At 65.6% G+C, this 14,448-nt stretch carries 14 protein-coding genes; 6 read left to right on the forward strand and 8 right to left on the reverse strand.

What is annotated here, in order from left to right:
• Positions 1–9 precede the first annotated feature (9 nt).
• From H8S62_RS11140 to H8S62_RS11165, 6 genes are all read left to right on the forward strand, one after another.
• Positions 10–552 (forward strand): sigma-70 family RNA polymerase sigma factor, encoded by a 543-nt coding sequence (locus H8S62_RS11140; protein ID WP_173023930.1) that lies wholly within the window; start codon positions 10–12, stop codon positions 550–552.
• Positions 549–1,967 carry a DUF4179 domain-containing protein gene (locus tag H8S62_RS11145; protein ID WP_186919375.1) on the forward strand — a complete coding sequence of 473 codons (1,419 nt, stop codon included), beginning with the start codon at positions 549–551 and terminating at the stop codon, positions 1,965–1,967. Before H8S62_RS11140 ends, H8S62_RS11145 begins: the two co-directional genes overlap by 4 nt.
• 157 nt (positions 1,968–2,124) lie before the next feature.
• A complete protein-coding gene (locus H8S62_RS11150; protein ID WP_341481051.1) occupies positions 2,125–2,679 on the forward strand; it encodes an RNA polymerase sigma factor in 555 nt (184 codons plus the stop codon).
• Positions 2,672–4,051 carry a copper amine oxidase N-terminal domain-containing protein gene (locus H8S62_RS11155; protein WP_186919376.1) on the forward strand — a complete coding sequence of 460 codons (1,380 nt, stop codon included), beginning with the start codon at positions 2,672–2,674 and terminating at the stop codon, positions 4,049–4,051. Before H8S62_RS11150 ends, H8S62_RS11155 begins: the two co-directional genes overlap by 8 nt.
• 205 nt (positions 4,052–4,256) lie before the next feature.
• Positions 4,257–4,811, forward strand: coding sequence for an RNA polymerase sigma factor (locus H8S62_RS11160; protein WP_155149616.1), 555 nt, complete (start codon positions 4,257–4,259; stop codon positions 4,809–4,811).
• Positions 4,796–6,253: a hypothetical protein gene (locus H8S62_RS11165; RefSeq protein WP_155149618.1), complete on the forward strand. Its 1,458-nt coding sequence runs from the start codon at positions 4,796–4,798 to the stop codon at positions 6,251–6,253. The genes H8S62_RS11160 and H8S62_RS11165 overlap by 16 nt, the downstream gene beginning before the upstream one ends.
• Positions 6,254–6,373: 120 nt before the next feature.
• Here the strand turns inward: H8S62_RS11165 and rpoD are convergent, their stop codons facing one another.
• The 8 genes from rpoD to rpmE form a co-directional block, all read right to left on the reverse strand.
• Positions 6,374–7,699, reverse strand: a complete 1,326-nt coding sequence (gene rpoD / locus H8S62_RS11170; protein ID WP_173023590.1) for an RNA polymerase sigma factor RpoD — start codon at positions 7,697–7,699, stop codon at positions 6,374–6,376.
• Positions 7,700–7,703: 4 nt separating this feature from the next.
• Complete coding sequence (dnaG, locus tag H8S62_RS11175; protein WP_186919378.1) at positions 7,704–9,506, reverse strand: DNA primase; 1,803 nt, start codon at positions 9,504–9,506, stop codon at positions 7,704–7,706.
• Positions 9,507–9,666: 160 nt separating this feature from the next.
• Positions 9,667–10,671 carry a deoxyguanosinetriphosphate triphosphohydrolase gene (locus tag H8S62_RS11180; RefSeq protein WP_155149620.1) on the reverse strand — a complete coding sequence of 335 codons (1,005 nt, stop codon included), beginning with the start codon at positions 10,669–10,671 and terminating at the stop codon, positions 9,667–9,669.
• Between the two features lie 249 nt (positions 10,672–10,920).
• Positions 10,921–11,565, reverse strand: a complete 645-nt coding sequence (locus H8S62_RS11185; protein WP_155149621.1) for a YigZ family protein — start codon at positions 11,563–11,565, stop codon at positions 10,921–10,923.
• The gene (locus H8S62_RS11190) at positions 11,562–12,146 is read right to left on the reverse strand and encodes a GNAT family N-acetyltransferase (protein ID WP_155149623.1); all 585 of its coding nucleotides are present in this window, start codon (positions 12,144–12,146) and stop codon (positions 11,562–11,564) included. The genes H8S62_RS11185 and H8S62_RS11190 overlap by 4 nt, the downstream gene beginning before the upstream one ends.
• 37 nt (positions 12,147–12,183) lie before the next feature.
• Positions 12,184–13,455 carry a GTPase HflX gene (gene hflX / locus H8S62_RS11195; protein ID WP_155149624.1) on the reverse strand — a complete coding sequence of 424 codons (1,272 nt, stop codon included), beginning with the start codon at positions 13,453–13,455 and terminating at the stop codon, positions 12,184–12,186.
• A gap of 85 nt (positions 13,456–13,540) precedes the next feature.
• Positions 13,541–14,047 (reverse strand): flavin reductase family protein, encoded by a 507-nt coding sequence (locus H8S62_RS11200; RefSeq protein ID WP_186919379.1) that lies wholly within the window; start codon positions 14,045–14,047, stop codon positions 13,541–13,543.
• Between the two features lie 145 nt (positions 14,048–14,192).
• The gene (gene rpmE / locus H8S62_RS11205) at positions 14,193–14,396 is read right to left on the reverse strand and encodes a 50S ribosomal protein L31 (RefSeq protein ID WP_155149628.1); all 204 of its coding nucleotides are present in this window, start codon (positions 14,394–14,396) and stop codon (positions 14,193–14,195) included.
• Positions 14,397–14,448: the final 52 nt, after the last annotated feature.

Here is a 14,448-nt window from a genome sequence, read left to right on the forward strand (position 1 = left end):
GGGCCGCCCGTGGACGAAAAAAAGCTGATACAGCGCCTGCAAAAGCGCAGCCGTGCCGCACTGGAGCAGGCCATCGAGCAGTATACGCCCTATGTGAGCACGGTGGTGTGGCGGACGGCGGGGAGCGCCGCCGCCCGGGAGGACCTGGAGGAGGCGGTCTCCGACGTGTTTCTGGCCCTCTGGACCCACGCGGGGGAGCTGGACCCTGAAAAGGGCCTGCGGCCCTGGCTGGGGACGGTCGCCCGGAACAAGGCCGTGGACCGCCTGCGCCGTGCAGGGGCGTCCCTGCCCCTCCCGGAGGAGGCGCCCGCCCCCGGCCCCGGCCCCCAGGAGGCGGCGGAGCGGATGGAACAGGCGGAGGTACTCTGGCGGGCGGTGGAGGCCCTGGGCGAGCCGGACAGCGCCCTCTTTCTCCGCCACTACTGGTACGGCGAGAAGCTGGGGGACGCGGCCCGCGCCCTGGGCCTGAGCACCGTGGCGGCCAAGACCCGCCTCTCACGGGGCCGGAAGAAGCTCAAGGACATTTTGACGAGAGGAGGGGAGCGGATATGAGCACACAGTTGAGCGCCCTCTGGGACGAGCTGGATCTGGGCGGCGGATGCCCCCTGCCCGACGCGGCGGCGGTCAAGCGCAGGGTAAACGCCGCCCTCAACGCCGACCCCTCGGAAAGGAAGCTGTATATGAGACAGAAAATCCGGTTTGCGGCAATCCTCATCGCCGCGGTCACGGCCCTCGCGGGCACCGCCCTGGCGGTGGGGAGCAACTGGGACGCGGTGGTGAAGGCCCTGGGGGCCTACGCGCCCTACGCCCAGGAGGTGACGGGGGTCTCCGTCACGGACCGGGGCGTCAAGGTCACGGTGGAGGCCGTGCTGGCCGACGAGGGCAGGGCCGTCGCCTACGTCTCGGTGGCCGACCTCACCGGCGACCGGCTGGACGAAAACACCGTCCTCAACGGGAAGTCTGCCGCGAAATGCATCAGTTACGACCCAGACTCCCGTACCGCCCTGTTCGCCATTACCGTCCGGGAGCAAAACTACAATGAGGACGACACCATTACACTGAGCATCAGCAGCATCCAGCCCGGCACGCAGGAGCTCTACGGCCTGGGCTTCCCCCAGCAGCTGCTGACCGACCGGACGCTGGAGACCCGGACGCTGCCCGCCGGCGAATTCGAGCGCGGCGGCCGGCAGGATGACGCCCCCGCCGTGGTGCTCCTCCCGGACCAGACTCCCGCCCCCCTGGAGGGGACCGACCTTGTGTGGGTCTCCTCTGCGGGCTTTGACAAGGAGGGCGTCTTCCACATACTATATGAGATGGCCGAGGGCGTAAATTGTTACCTGTGGCCCTACTTCCAGACCATCGAGTTTGACGACAGGGAGAGTCCAAGCTCCTATTTCTTTTCTGAGGTCCGGTTCGGCGGCGGAAAATATATCGACATTAGCTATCCGGCTTACAGCGACGACTATGGAAACAACGATCCCGCCCTCGTCACCCGGGAGAATGTCTCCCACCTGACTCTTACCGACGCCCAGACCATCCTCTATACCCGGCCCGAGATTGCGGGCGACTGGTCGGTTTCCTTCTCAACCGGCGCCCTGCCCCAGCGGACCCTCGCCGTCGAGGACACTCTGAGCGGGATGCACCTCACCGCCTGGACCCTCTCCCCCATGACCGTGCGCCTCGCCGTGGACAGCAGCGGCGGAACCCCCGCCTATTATCCCCTCAGCCTCCATCTGGCCGACGGGACCACCGTCTCCGTTCCCCACCGCGGCCTCATCGAGATGAAGGAGCCCTCCGCCATCTCAACCGACGGCAGGCACCGCTACGATTTCGTGATCACCTGGACCCTGGACGCCCCCATCGACCCGGAGCAGGTGACCGGCGTCTCCCTGGGCTACCGGATGTACCCCGTGGACGGCACATCCGCCGGGCCGGGGTATTGGCTGGACAAGCTGCCGGGGGAGTAGGACCCCGGCCCTCAAACCCGCTGATTTGCGGCCCGGACCTCCGGGCCGCAAATTTTTTTGCCGGAATCTGAAACCCTTTCCGTTTTTTCGTGTATCCTTAGATAGAAACACATCGCGCGGTGGTTTCCGATATGGAAGAGAAGAGTGGTGAGGGCCGGTGGCGGACGACTCCAAGCTGATACGCCGGATGCGCAGGGGCAGCACAGCCGCCCTGGAGCAGCTGATCACGCGCTACACGGCCTATGTGAGCGCGGCGGCCTACCGCGTCCTGGGCCCCTCCGTCCCCAGGGAGGATCTGGAGGAGGTGGTGGCGGACGTGTTCGTGGCCCTCTGGCGCAGCGCCGCGGAACTGGACCCGGAGCGGGACTCCCTGCGTCCCTGGCTGGGCACGGTGGCGGCCAACAAGGCCAAGAACGTCCTGCGGTCCCTCTCGCCCACCCTGCCCCTCAGCGAGGACGCCGCCGCCCCGGACGACCCCGCCAGCCAGACGGAGCGGCGGGACGCGGCCCGGACCCTGTGGGAGGCGGTGGACGGTCTGGACGAGCCGGACCGCACCCTTTTTCTCCGCTACTACTACGAGGGCGACAAGCTGCGGGATGTCGCCGCCGCCCTGAATATGAACCTCTCCACCGCCAAGACCCGCCTGTTTCGCGGCAGGAAAGTCCTGGCCGCGCGGCTGGGCGGAGAGATGGGAGGGATGGCGCATGAATAGAAGACTGGACCGGCTGAGCCGGGACCTGGGCCTGCCCCCCGCCCCGCCCCCCTTCCCGGCGGACGCGGAGGAGGTCTGCCGCGGGGTACGCGCCGCCCTGACGGCCCACGAGAGAGAAAGGAAGCTCTATATGAGACAAAAACTGCGTTTCGCGGCGGTACTCGCCGCAGTGCTCATCGCCCTTTGCGGTACCGCCCTGGCGGTGGGGAGCAACTGGGACGTGCTCCACGCCTGGTTCGAGGGGGACACCTCCCCCGCCGACTCCCTGGTGGACCGCGAGGTCCGCTCGGTCAGTGACAAGAACTATACCTTTACAGTGGACAGCTCGGTCTCCGACGGGCAGACCGCCTTCCTGCTCATCCGTGTCGACGCCCTCAGCGAGGCGGGCAAAGCCCGGCTCTTCGCGCCGGACTTTGAGGGCATCGACACCTTCAGCATCTACCCCCTGGTGGAGGAGCCGGAGACCGGCGATCTGGTCCACCCCAGCAGCAGCTCCACCGGGATGCGGGAGATGAAGGAGGTCCGCACCGAGACCTCCCGCACCTGGCGGGTGGACGTGAGCCTCCCCAAGACGGAAAAAGCCGTGGCCATCCACGCCCGCCTGGGCTACATGGACAAGGGGCTGTCGGTAGAGGTCCCCCTCGCCCCCGCCGAGGCGATTGAGGTCGCCATCGGGGCCACGGGCCGGGGCTACCCAAACCTGCATAACACCTACGGCAGCTCCGCCACCCTGGAGCGGGCCGTGGTCAGTCCCTTCACCCTGGCGCTGGACATCTCCTGGCCCGAGGACCAGGATGATCCCCCCATCCTGCCCGTGGTCTTCCGCATGACGGACGGCACCCTGCGCAGCTTCTGTCAGCTCACCGACGGGATCTCCCGGGGCGGCGGCTGGTCGGGCAGCGTCAGGCGCAGCACCTTTACCTACAATTTCCGGGAGGTGCAGGACCTCAAGACCCTCTCCGGCATCGTGGTCTGGGGGAAGGAGTACCCTCTGGACGGCGGCGCGCCCAGGGACGTGGAGGTGGACGAGCACCTGCTCCCCTTTATGATCTCCCTCATGCCCGGCCTCAGCGACGACAACCCCAACTCCATGTCAGTCCGGGAGCTCTGCGACGGTCTGGGGGCCTCCTGCGTGTGGGACAACGCCGCCAAAACCGCCACCCTTACCTACCGGGACAGCACCGTGGTCCTGACCTGGGGCAGCAAGACCGCCCTGGTGGACGGCGAGGCCGTCGAGCTGCGCAACGCCCCCGACGCAAGGGACGGCAAGCTCTGCTACGACGGCTCCATCCACGATCTGTGGAACCTCTACACGCTCGCCCCCTTCAACGAGGACCGCACCGACCGCATCGGCTTTTTGGTGATCCCCTGAGCAGAGCCCTCTTGCCTCCCTTGGTAAGGGAGGCACCCCAGTGCGCACACTGGGGCGGAGGGATTTCCCCCGTCCCAGTAAAAACCCGCGCGCCCATTCCGGGCGCGCGGGAACTTTTTTTCCGCCAATGTCACACTTTTCCCGTTCCATCGTATATCCTGATAGAAGCGCTTCGACAGACCTGACAAAAAAGGGGGTGCGGCCCATGGAGGAGAAAAAGCTGGTCGAGCGGCTGCAAAAGCGCAGCCGCTCCGCGCTGGAGCGCGCCATCGACCGGTATACGCCCTACGTGGGGGTGACGGTCTGGCGGGTCCTGGGCGGCACGGCCAGCCGGGAGGATTTGGAGGAGGTGGTCTCCGACGTGTTCCTCTCCCTCTGGCTCCACGCCGGCGAGCTGGACGCGGACCAGGGTCTGCGGCCCTGGCTGGGGACGGTGGCCCGGAACAGGGCCATCGACCGCCTGCGCGCCCGCCCCGCGCCCCTGCCCCTCTCGGAGGCCGACGCCGCCCCCGGCCCAAGCCCGGAGGAGGCCGCCTGCGACCGGGACCAGGCGGAGCAGCTCTGGCGTGCGGTGGAGGCCCTGGGCGAGCCGGATACCACCCTCTTTCTCCGCTACTACTACTATGGCGACAAGCTGGGCGACATCGCCGCCGCCCTGGGCCTCAAGCTGCCCGCCGCCCGTGCGCGGCTCTCCCGGGGCCGCAAAAAGCTGAAATTACTATTGACGGAAGGAGGGGACGCGCTATGGACGCAAGGATGAGACGTCTGCAAACGGAATTGGCGCTGGACCGGGCCGCGCCCGCGCTGGACGCCTCCGCCATCCGGCGGCGGGTCAACGCCGGTCTCAACGCCGACCCCTCGGAAAGGAAGACCTATATGAGACAGAAAATCCGATTTGCGGCGGTCCTGATTGCCGCCATTTTGGCCCTCACCGGCGCCGCCCTGGCGGTAGGCGGCAATTGGGACGCGGTGGTCAGGGCCCTGGGCAGCTTCACGCCCTACGCCCAGGAGGTGGCGGGGGTATCCGCCACCGACGGCGGCCTGCGGGTCAGCGTGGAGGCCGCGCTCTCGGACAAGGGATACACCACTGCCTACGTCTCCGTCACCGACCTCACGGGGGACCGGCTGAGCGAGGGGACCGTCTACAATGGCTATATCGGCAACGAATGCGTCAGCTACGACCCGGAGACCCGCACCGCCCTCTTCGCCATCCCCCTCTGGCAGCGGGACTTCAACGACGACGGGACGGTCACCCTGGTCTTCAGGAGCTTCCAGCCGGGCATTAAAAAGCTGTTCGGCCTGGGTCTGTCGGATGACGCCCTCTCCGGCGAGACGCGGGAGAGCCGCTTCCTCACCGAGGCCGAGCGGGAGGGCAACCGCTGGAACAGCGGCACCGAACCCGTGGTGCTCCTCCCGGACCAGAACCCCTCGGCCCTGGAGGGGACCGACCTCATCTGGATCTCCTCCTCCGGCTTTGACGGAAACGGCGTCTACCACGTCCTCTTCGAGACCGCCGACGGCATGACCTGTGAGAGCAGCCCCATGCCCTATCTCAGCTTTGACGACCGGGAGGCCCCCAGCAGCTATCATGTCAACACCCTCCGCTTCGGGGACGGCAGATACCTGGACGTGAGCTATCCCGACCGCGTCACACGGGAGAACTTCCCCCATCTGGTGCTGAATAAAAAGGAAACGCCGGACAGCGGGCATGTAGACGCCCTGCTGTATACCGTCGGCCCCATCCAGGGCGACTGGACCCTGACCTTCACCCCCGAAACCCTGCCCGAGCGGTCCCTCGCCATCTCCGACACCCTCAGCGGCATGGAGCTGACGAGGGTGGGCCTCACCTCCATCAGCCTCCGCCTGGAGCTCACCAGCGCCGGCGGCACCCCCGCCTATTACCCCATGAGCGTCTTCCTGGCCGACGGCTCCCGGATCGACTTCACCGGCTGGGCCGATATTGAGGACGTCGACTCCGAGCGGAGCATGGAGAAGGTCGTCCTGGAGGACGGCAGCGTGATGTACCGCGTGGACGCCAGTAAAGAAGAGCCGGTCCGGCGGCACTTCGCCGTCACCTGGTCCTTCCCCGCCCCCATCGACCCGGAGCAGGTCGTCGGCTTCTCCCTGGGCTACCGGATGTACCCCATCAGCGGAGATTCCGCCGGGCCCGGCTCCTGGCTGGACAAGCTGCCCACCGAGTAGGGATCGCATCCATGCGCGACCCGTGTCCCTTGGCCCCCTTAACTACGGGGGCTTCTTCGACAAGCTGAAATACCCCCCGGCCCGTGCTTCCGCACCGGGCCGGGGGGTATTTATCACTGTTTAATTCAAAAAGTCCTTGAGCTTCTTGGAGCGGGAGGGGTGGCGCAGCTTGCGCAGGGCCTTGGCCTCGATTTGGCGGATGCGCTCGCGGGTGACGTTGAACTCCTTGCCCACCTCTTCCAGGGTGCGGGTGCGGCCGTCCTCGATGCCGAAGCGGAGCTTGAGCACCTTCTCCTCGCGGGGGGTCAGGGTCCCCAGCACGTCCACAAGCTGCTCCTTCAAAAGCGTGAAGCTGGCGGCCTCGGACGGCTCGGAGGCGTCCTCATCTGGGATGAAGTCGCCCAGGTGGGAGTCCTCCTCCTCGCCGATGGGGGTCTCCAGGCTGACGGGCTCCTGGGCAATCTTCAAAATCTCCCGCACCTTGTCCACGGGCATGTTCATCTCCTCGGAGATCTCCTCCGGGGAGGGGTCGTGGCCCAGCTCCTGGAGGAGCTGCCGGGAGACGCGGATGACCTTGTTGATGGTCTCCACCATATGAACGGGGATGCGGATGGTGCGGGCCTGGTCGGCGATGGCCCGGGTGATGGCCTGGCGAATCCACCAGGTGGCGTAGGTGGAGAACTTGTAGCCCTTGGTGTAGTCGAACTTCTCCACGGCCTTAATGAGGCCCAGATTGCCCTCCTGGATGAGGTCCAGGAAGAGCATGCCCCGGCCCACGTACCGCTTGGCGATGGACACCACCAGCCGCAAATTCGCCTCGGCAAGGCGCTGCTTGGCGTGCTCGCCCCGGCGCATGTCCCTCTTGAGCTCCTGCTCCTCCTCGGGGGTCAGCTCGACGATCTCGCCCTCCCTGCGGGCGTTCTCAATCTCCTCCATCCGGGCCTTGGCCGCGTCGCCCAGACCCATGTCCTGGGCCAGCTGAACCTCCTCGTCGGGAGTGAGCAGGTTCACCTTGCCGATCTCCTTGAGGTACATCCGCACCGGGTCGTCGATGCCGAAGGAGTCCACCAGGGTGTTGGGGTCCACGATCTCCTCCTCGGGGATCTCCTCCAGCTCCTCCAGGGGGGGCACGGTGTCGTCGGCCAGCTCGGGCAGATAGTCGTCGCCCACGGTGTCGATGCCCAGGTTCTCCAGGGTATCGTAGATTTTATCCATCTGCTCGCTGTCCAGGTCCATATTTTCCAGGACGTCGGTCAGCTCGGAGGCCGACAGATTGCCCTTCTTTTTACCGCGCTCGATGAGGTCGCCCAGCTTATCCGCGCCGGTGACCCCTTCCACCACCTTGAGGACCTCGGCCTTGCCCTGCTCCATTTTCTCCTCGTTGGAGAGCTGGGGCTTGGTCTCCTCCTTGATGTTCACGGCGGCGGTCACTTTCTTCTCACTCATGCGGTCATCCTCCATATGCTTTCTTCTGTCTGTATTTCTCCTGGGCCGCCAGCAGGGGGTCCACGCCCTCCATCCGTTTTGCCGCCTCAGTCTCGATGATATCTATGTAGTCCGCCATGGCCTTTTGGCTGTGGGCGGGTGATTCCGGTTCGTTCAAAACCCCGGCCAGGTGGCTCACCTGCTCGGCGGTCAGATTTTCCCCCAGGCTGTCCGGGTCCAGGCTCAGCCCCCCGCCGTGCCGCTCCCGCAGGAGGGCGTACACCTGAGCCAGGAAGGGAGAGGAGAAGGACCCGGCGCTCAGCCCCTCCGTCATGGGGAAGAGGCTGGCGTCCCGGACCAGGAGGCGGATAACCCCCTCCTCCGCCCGGGCGGAGCGGACGTTCTCGTACCGGATGCTGCGGTCCCTGGGCTGGAGCTGGGCGGCGGGCATCAGGTCCTTCTTCTCCTGCCTGCGCTTCTCCCGACGGAAGCGATCCCTGCGGAAGCGCTCCACCTCCTGGGCGAAGGCCTCGCCCGAGATCCCGGCGGCGGCGGCGGCCTTGTTGCCGAAAATCTCCCGCTCAATGGGACTCTGGAGGGCGGCCACGGTCTCCACCGCCCTCTTCAGGTACGCCAGCCGCTGGTCCTCGTCGGTGAGGTCGAACTCCCCCTGGAGGGCGTCCAGCCGGTAGTCGTTCTGTCCGGCGCTGCCGCTGAGATACTTCTCAAAGGCGGCGGGGCCGAAGCGCTTGATGAAGTCGTCCGGGTCCTGCTTCATGGGCTGGCCCTTCTCGTCCAGCAGCACCCTGCCCGCGGCGTCGGCGGCGTTGGGGAGCTGGAGCACCCGGACGTTTACGTCCACGTTCCTCAGCTCCCGCAGCGCGCCCTCGATGGCCTTTTTGCCCGCGGCGTCGTTGTCGTAGCAGATCACCAGCTCATGGGTGGCGCCGCCCAGGATGCGGGCGTGGTCGGCGGTAAAGGCGGTGCCCATGGCGGCCACGGCGTTGTCGAACCCCGCCTGGTGCAGGGAGATGACGTCGATATTGCCCTCCACCAGTATGAGGTTGGGCCGCTTGGTCCGCCGGGCGATGTTCAGGCCGTAGACCAGCCTGCTCTTTTTAAAGACCACCGTCTCGGGGCTGTTGAGGTACTTCGGCCCGTCGTCCCCGGGCAGGATGCGGCTGGTGAAGCCGGGCACGCTGCCGTTGGTGTCGATGACGGGGAGCATGAGGCGGCTGCGAAACTTGTCGTAGACGCCGCCGTTCTTGCCGGCGGCGGCAAGGCCCGCGTCGATGAGCTCCATCTTGGTAAAGCCCTTGTCCGTCAGGAATCTGGTCAGCGCGTCCCACTCCGCCGGGGCCGCCCCCAGGCCGAAGCGGGTGACAATCTGGTGGGAGAGCCGCCGCTGCTGGACATACTCCCGCACCCGCGAAGCGCCGGGGCTCTTCATCAGGTAATCGTGGTAGAACCGGGCGGCCGCCTTGTTGGCGTCCAGCGCCCGGGCCTTCCGGCGCAGGGCGTCCCGGTCCTCGCCGGTCTCGGGCATCTGCATCCCGGCCCGCTGGGCCAGCAGCTTTACCGCGTCAACAAACTCCAGATTCTCAATCTCCCGGATGAAGTTGATGACCCCGCCGCCCTTGTGGCAGCCGAAGCAGTAGCACATCTGCTTCTCCGGCGAGACGGAAAAGGACGGGGACTTCTCGTTGTGGAAGGGGCAAAGCCCCCAGTAGTTGCTCCCCTTCTGGGTCAGGTGCACGTAGGAGCCCACCACGTCCACGATATCGCTTCTGGCTTTCAGCTCCTCCAGAAATTGTTCCGGTATGGCCACGGCGGCGCCCCCCTTCGGTCTAGTTTTGACGAAATTTCAAACCAACATACCTTTGTGCGTGAAAAATGAGAGGCAATGCGTGATCAGGCGGTGAAAATGCCGCCTCCCGCCCTGTCTTGGACGCCTGCGGCCCATTCGCCGCCGCTTTGCCGCGCGGGCCCTACTTCACGCTCCACGCCATGGGGATAAAGAGCTCCCCGAACTTCTCCACCGCGTACTTGTCCGTCATGCCCGCGATGTAGTCGCAGACGGCGCGCTCCACGCCCTCCTTCACCCGGATGTCCTGGAACTCGTCGGGGAGCTCGTCCGGTTCTTTCTGATAATATGCAAAGAGGCGGCGCAGCATATCCTGGGCCTTGACCTCCTCCCCCTTGGCACGGGGGTTGGTGTAGACGAAGTCGAACATAAAGGCCCGCAGCTCCAGCATTGCGTCCCGGCAGGCGGGGGACTGGACAATCTCATTCCTGCCCGCGCTCTGCGCGATGACGTCCACCGTGAGGGTGTTGATCCGCTCCGAGTGGGTGAAGCCCAGCACCTGGGAGATGGCGATGGGGATGTCGGTGGGGAAGATGATCTGGCCCCGCATGGCGTCGTCGATATCGTGGTTGATGTAGGCGATCTTGTCCGCCAGGCGGACAATCTGCCCCTCCAGGGTCTCGGCCCGGTCGGGCCCGGTGTGGCAGAGGATGCCCCGCCGGACCTCGTAGGTGAGGTTCAGCCCCTCGCCGTCCTTCTCCAGCGCGTCCACCACCCGCAGGGACTGGACGTTGTGCTCAAAGCCCGCCGGCATCAGCTCGTTCAAAACCCGCTCCCCGGCGTGGCCGAAGGGTGTGTGCCCCAGGTCGTGGCCGAAGCAGGCCGCCTCGGTCAAATCCTCGTTGAGCCGCAGGCCCCGGGCGATGGTCCGGGCAATGCGGGAGACCTCAATCGTGTGGGTCATGCGGGTGCGGTAGTGGTCCCCCTCCGGCTGGAGGAAGACCTGGGTCTTGTGCTTGAGGCGGCGAAACGCCTTGGAGTGGACGATGCGGTCCAAATCCCGCTGGAAGCAGGTGCGCACCGGGCACTCCTCCATGGGCCGCGCCCGGCCCCGGGACTCCGCGGCGGGGCAGGCATAGGGTGAGAGTATCTGCCGCTCAATCGCTTCCGTCTGTTCCCGAATGGTCATTGCCGCCGCCTCCCAGAGCCAGTCTCGTTTATCTGTAAACTATATACACTTTCTAAATTAAAAATCCTGCAAAAAGTAAAAAATTTTTTGTCGTTTTCCCTATTCGACAGAAGCGCCGGGGCAGGGGCTCCCGTTTTTCGGCAAAAGCGACAACGCCCGCCCACGAAAGCCGCCTGTCCCGGCGGTGTTTGAGGAATGCACGATATACAAGGAGGCCGCGGGCCGTGCTTGCCATTTACCAGGCAAGGACTAGGTCCCGTTTTCTTCCCGCCTCGGCGCGGCCCGACAGCACTCCCCCAGCACCAGCACCTCCGTCCCCCCGGAGGTGAGCTCGGTCATGCGGTGGGTAAAGTCCTCCACCTTGTCCTCCGGCAAAAGGGCGTGGACGGTCACGTCGGCGGCGTACTCCACCTCGCCCAGGACGCCGCCCTGAGCCTCCACCTCCAGCTTCACCCGCTCAAGAAAGGAGTAGGGGCAGGGCACGGCGGCCTCCACCCAGCGGCGGACCACCGAGATTCCCGCCCCGTCCAGGGCATCCTTGGCGGCCTGGGTGTAGGCCCGGACCAGCCCCCCGGCCCCCAGCAGAATCCCCCCGAAATACCGGGTGACCACGCAGCACACGTTCTGCACGCCCTCCCGCTGGAAGACGTTCAGCATGGGCTGGCCCGCCGTGCCCTGGGGCTCGCCGTCGTCGGAGCAGCGCTCCACGCCCCCCTCCCGCAGCCGAAAGCACCAGCAGTGGTGCCGGGCGTCGTAGTGCTTTTTCCGCACCGACTCGATGCACGCCCTGGCCTGCGCCTCGCAGGTCACGGGGAAGACATGGCCGATGAAGCGGGAGCGCTTTTCCACCAGCTCGGCCTCGTTCTCGCCGGTGGGGACGAAATAAGTCGTCATGGGAAGGCGTACCTCCTCATTCTATCAATTTCCCCCGCGGGAGTCGGGGCGGCGGCCGCCCACTCCGCCCGGGTGAGGGCATAGTGAAGCTCCGTGCGGCGCTCCCCCAGCAGGGGCACGTCCGCCTGCTCAGTGAAGCGGTAGCGGAAGCCGCACTTCTCCACCACCCGGCGGGACCTGGCGTTGAAGTCGTAATGCCCGCACCAGATCGTCTCCAGGCCCAGGTCCTCAAACCCGCAGCGCAGCAGCTCCCGCACCGCCTCTGGCGCCAGCCCCCTGCCCCAGCAGGCCGGGTTCAGGGCGTAGCCGATCTCGTCGTCCGGACCGGGCAGAAGGTCGTAGTGCCGGTCCACCAGCCCGGCGGAGCCTATCATCTTCCCGCTCTCCTTCAGCACCAGTCCAAAGGTGTTGGGCGCGCTGAAGACCGAGGCGATGATCTCCCTGCTCTCCTCCAGGCTCTTGTGGATGCTCCAGCCCGCGTCGGGCCCCACCCTGGGGTCCCGGGCGTACTCGTACAGATCCTCCGCGTCCCCCGCCGTCATGGGGCGGAGAATCAGGCGGGGCGTCTCCAGCATGGTCATTGCCACTCTCCTCACCGCGGCGGGAACTGCCGCCGCCCTATACGATATAGTCCGAGACCTGCCCCAGAACCTTCGGCGTGCACACGGCGGTGATCTCGATGGTGTCGGCGTACTTCACCGCCTCCACCCTGGCCTCCCGGTAGAGCATGTCCAGCACGCCGCCCCTGTCGTAGGGCAGGTGCAGCGTGACCTTGTGGGCGCCGTTGTCCAGGCGTGCGCCGATCATCTCCAGGAGCCTGTCCAGCCCCCGGCCGGTTTTGGCCGAGATGGAGACGATCTCCTCCCCGTGGGGCATGATGTCCCCCGCGTAGAGGTCGGACTTGTTGAACACGTCAATTCGGGGCGTCTCCGCCGCCCCCAGCTCGGAGATGAGCTTCTCCACCACCGCGGCCTGGCTGCGCCATTCGGGGTTGGACGCATCGATGACGTGGAGCACCAGGTCCGCGAAGGTCAGCTCCTCCAGCGTGGCCTTAAAGGCCTCCACCAGGTGGTGGGGCAGCTTGGCGATAAAGCCCACCGTGTCGCTGAGAAGCACCGTGCACGTATCGGAGATCTCCAGCGTCCGGGTGGTGGTGTCCAGGGTGTCGAAGAGGCGGTTGTTGGCCGGAATGTCCGCCCCGGTGAGGGCGTTTAAAAGCGTGGACTTGCCCGCGTTGGTGTACCCCACGATGGCCACCACCGGGACCTCGTTTTTGATGCGCCGCTCCCGCTGGGTGGCCCGGACCCGCCGAACCTGGGTCAGGTCCTCCTCCAGCTTGGCGATTTTCTTTCGGATGTGCCGCCGGTCGGTCTCCAGCTGGGTCTCGCCGGGGCCGCGGGTCCCGATGGGCGACTTGCCGCCCGAGGCGGTCTGCCGGACCAGGTGGCCCCACATGCCGGTCAGGCGGGGCAGCAGATACTTGTACTGGGCCAGCTCCACCTGGAGGCGGCCCTCCCTGGTCCTGGCCCGCTGGGCGAAGATGTCCAGGATGAGGGCGGAGCGGTCCAGCACCTGGACGCCCAGCTCCTCGGTGAGCACCCGCTGCTGGGAGGGGGACAGTGAGTTGTCGAAGATGACCATGTCGGCCTCCTCGGCCTCCACCAGGGCCCTGATCTCCTCCAGCTTGCCCTCGCCGATAAAGGTGCGGGGGTCGGGGGCGTCCCTGTTTTGGAGGGCCATGCCCACGCTCACGCCCCCCGCCGTCTCCAGCAGGGCGGAGAGCTCCTCCATGGAGCTCTCCGTGGCGTTCTCCTCCGCCCCCAGACAATAGGCCGACAGGCCCGCAAGCACCGCCCGGTTGATTTTTTCTTCCGTTGACTTTTCCACCATAGATGATCCCATGGGCCCCCCTGTCCGCCGGGGTTCCCCTTATCCTTTTCCTAATTTTGCCCCAGGGTCTTTTCGCAGGCGGACCCTAGCCCTTTTTGAGGCACTCCACGATTTCGCCCACATACATGATGTGGAAGTCGCCGCCGGGGTAGTTCTTTTCAATCAGGCTCCCGTCCAGGAAGCAGCCGGGCTCCATGGGCTGCCGGTAGAGCTTTCTGCACACCAGCACCAGCCCGGCCTCCTCAAAATAGGGCGCGCCGCTCTCGCCGGCGGTCACGGTAAAGCCGCACTCCTTAACCTTGTCCACGTCCCTGCCGCTGTTGGCCCCGCAGTAGGCCAGGGCCTTGCGGTGCTCCTCCCCGAAGAAGGCCAGGGTGAAGCAGTCCTCCGCCTCCATAAACTCCCGGGTGTACCGCTGGGGGCGGATGTAGCAGGTGGCCACGCATCTGTTCCACAGGATGCCCAGGCCCCCCCAGCTGGCGGTCATGGTGTTGCACCTGTCCGCCGTCCCGGCGCTCACCAGCATCCACTTGTCGTGGATGAGGGAAAAGACGTTTTCGTCCAGGGTTTTCGGATCGATTTTTTGAAACATTGCGATACCTCCCATATGTCGTTGCCCCTATTATATGTGATTTTCCTCCGGAATGGAACGGGGGAACGCAAAACTTCACGCGCAGGCCCTGCGCATAGAAAAAGCCCGTACCGAAACCGGTACGGGCTTTCCAAACAAATCCAGCTTACTTGTCCAGACCAAACTTCTTGTTGAAGCGGCTGACACGTCCGCCGGTATCCACCATCTTCTGCTTCCCGGTGAAAAAGGGGTGGCACTTGGAGCAGACTTCGACGCGGATGTCCTGCTTGGTAGAGCCGGTTTCAATGACGTTACCGCAGGCACACTTGATAGTCGTCTGCTTGTAGTCGGGATGGATGCCTTCCTTCATACTGTTTCACCTCTTTCTCGTTCAGGGTAAAGCGGCGCAGCAAACCTCCACG

This window comes from Lawsonibacter faecis (assembly GCF_014287675.1).
Classification (GTDB): domain Bacteria; phylum Bacillota; class Clostridia; order Oscillospirales; family Oscillospiraceae; genus Pseudoflavonifractor; species Pseudoflavonifractor faecis.

Bases quoted from the DNA above. Each gene is read 5' to 3' on its own strand.
- H8S62_RS11165 (WP_155149618.1), top strand. From the start codon at position 4,796: ATGGACGCAAGGATGAGACGTCTGCAAACGGAATTGGCGCTGGACCGG.
- H8S62_RS11145 (WP_186919375.1), top strand. From the start codon at position 549: ATGAGCACACAGTTGAGCGCCCTCTGGGACGAGCTGGATCTGGGCGGC.
- H8S62_RS11160 (WP_155149616.1), top strand. From the start codon at position 4,257: ATGGAGGAGAAAAAGCTGGTCGAGCGGCTGCAAAAGCGCAGCCGCTCC.
- H8S62_RS11190 (WP_155149623.1), bottom strand. From the start codon at position 12,146: ATGACCATGCTGGAGACGCCCCGCCTGATTCTCCGCCCCATGACGGCG.
- H8S62_RS11155 (WP_186919376.1), top strand. From the start codon at position 2,672: ATGAATAGAAGACTGGACCGGCTGAGCCGGGACCTGGGCCTGCCCCCC.
- rpmE (WP_155149628.1), bottom strand. From the start codon at position 14,396: ATGAAGGAAGGCATCCATCCCGACTACAAGCAGACGACTATCAAGTGT.
- H8S62_RS11180 (WP_155149620.1), bottom strand. From the start codon at position 10,671: ATGACCATTCGGGAACAGACGGAAGCGATTGAGCGGCAGATACTCTCA.
- H8S62_RS11185 (WP_155149621.1), bottom strand. From the start codon at position 11,565: ATGACGACTTATTTCGTCCCCACCGGCGAGAACGAGGCCGAGCTGGTG.
- H8S62_RS11200 (WP_186919379.1), bottom strand. From the start codon at position 14,047: ATGTTTCAAAAAATCGATCCGAAAACCCTGGACGAAAACGTCTTTTCC.
- hflX (WP_155149624.1), bottom strand. From the start codon at position 13,455: ATGGTGGAAAAGTCAACGGAAGAAAAAATCAACCGGGCGGTGCTTGCG.
- rpoD (WP_173023590.1), bottom strand. From the start codon at position 7,699: ATGAGTGAGAAGAAAGTGACCGCCGCCGTGAACATCAAGGAGGAGACC.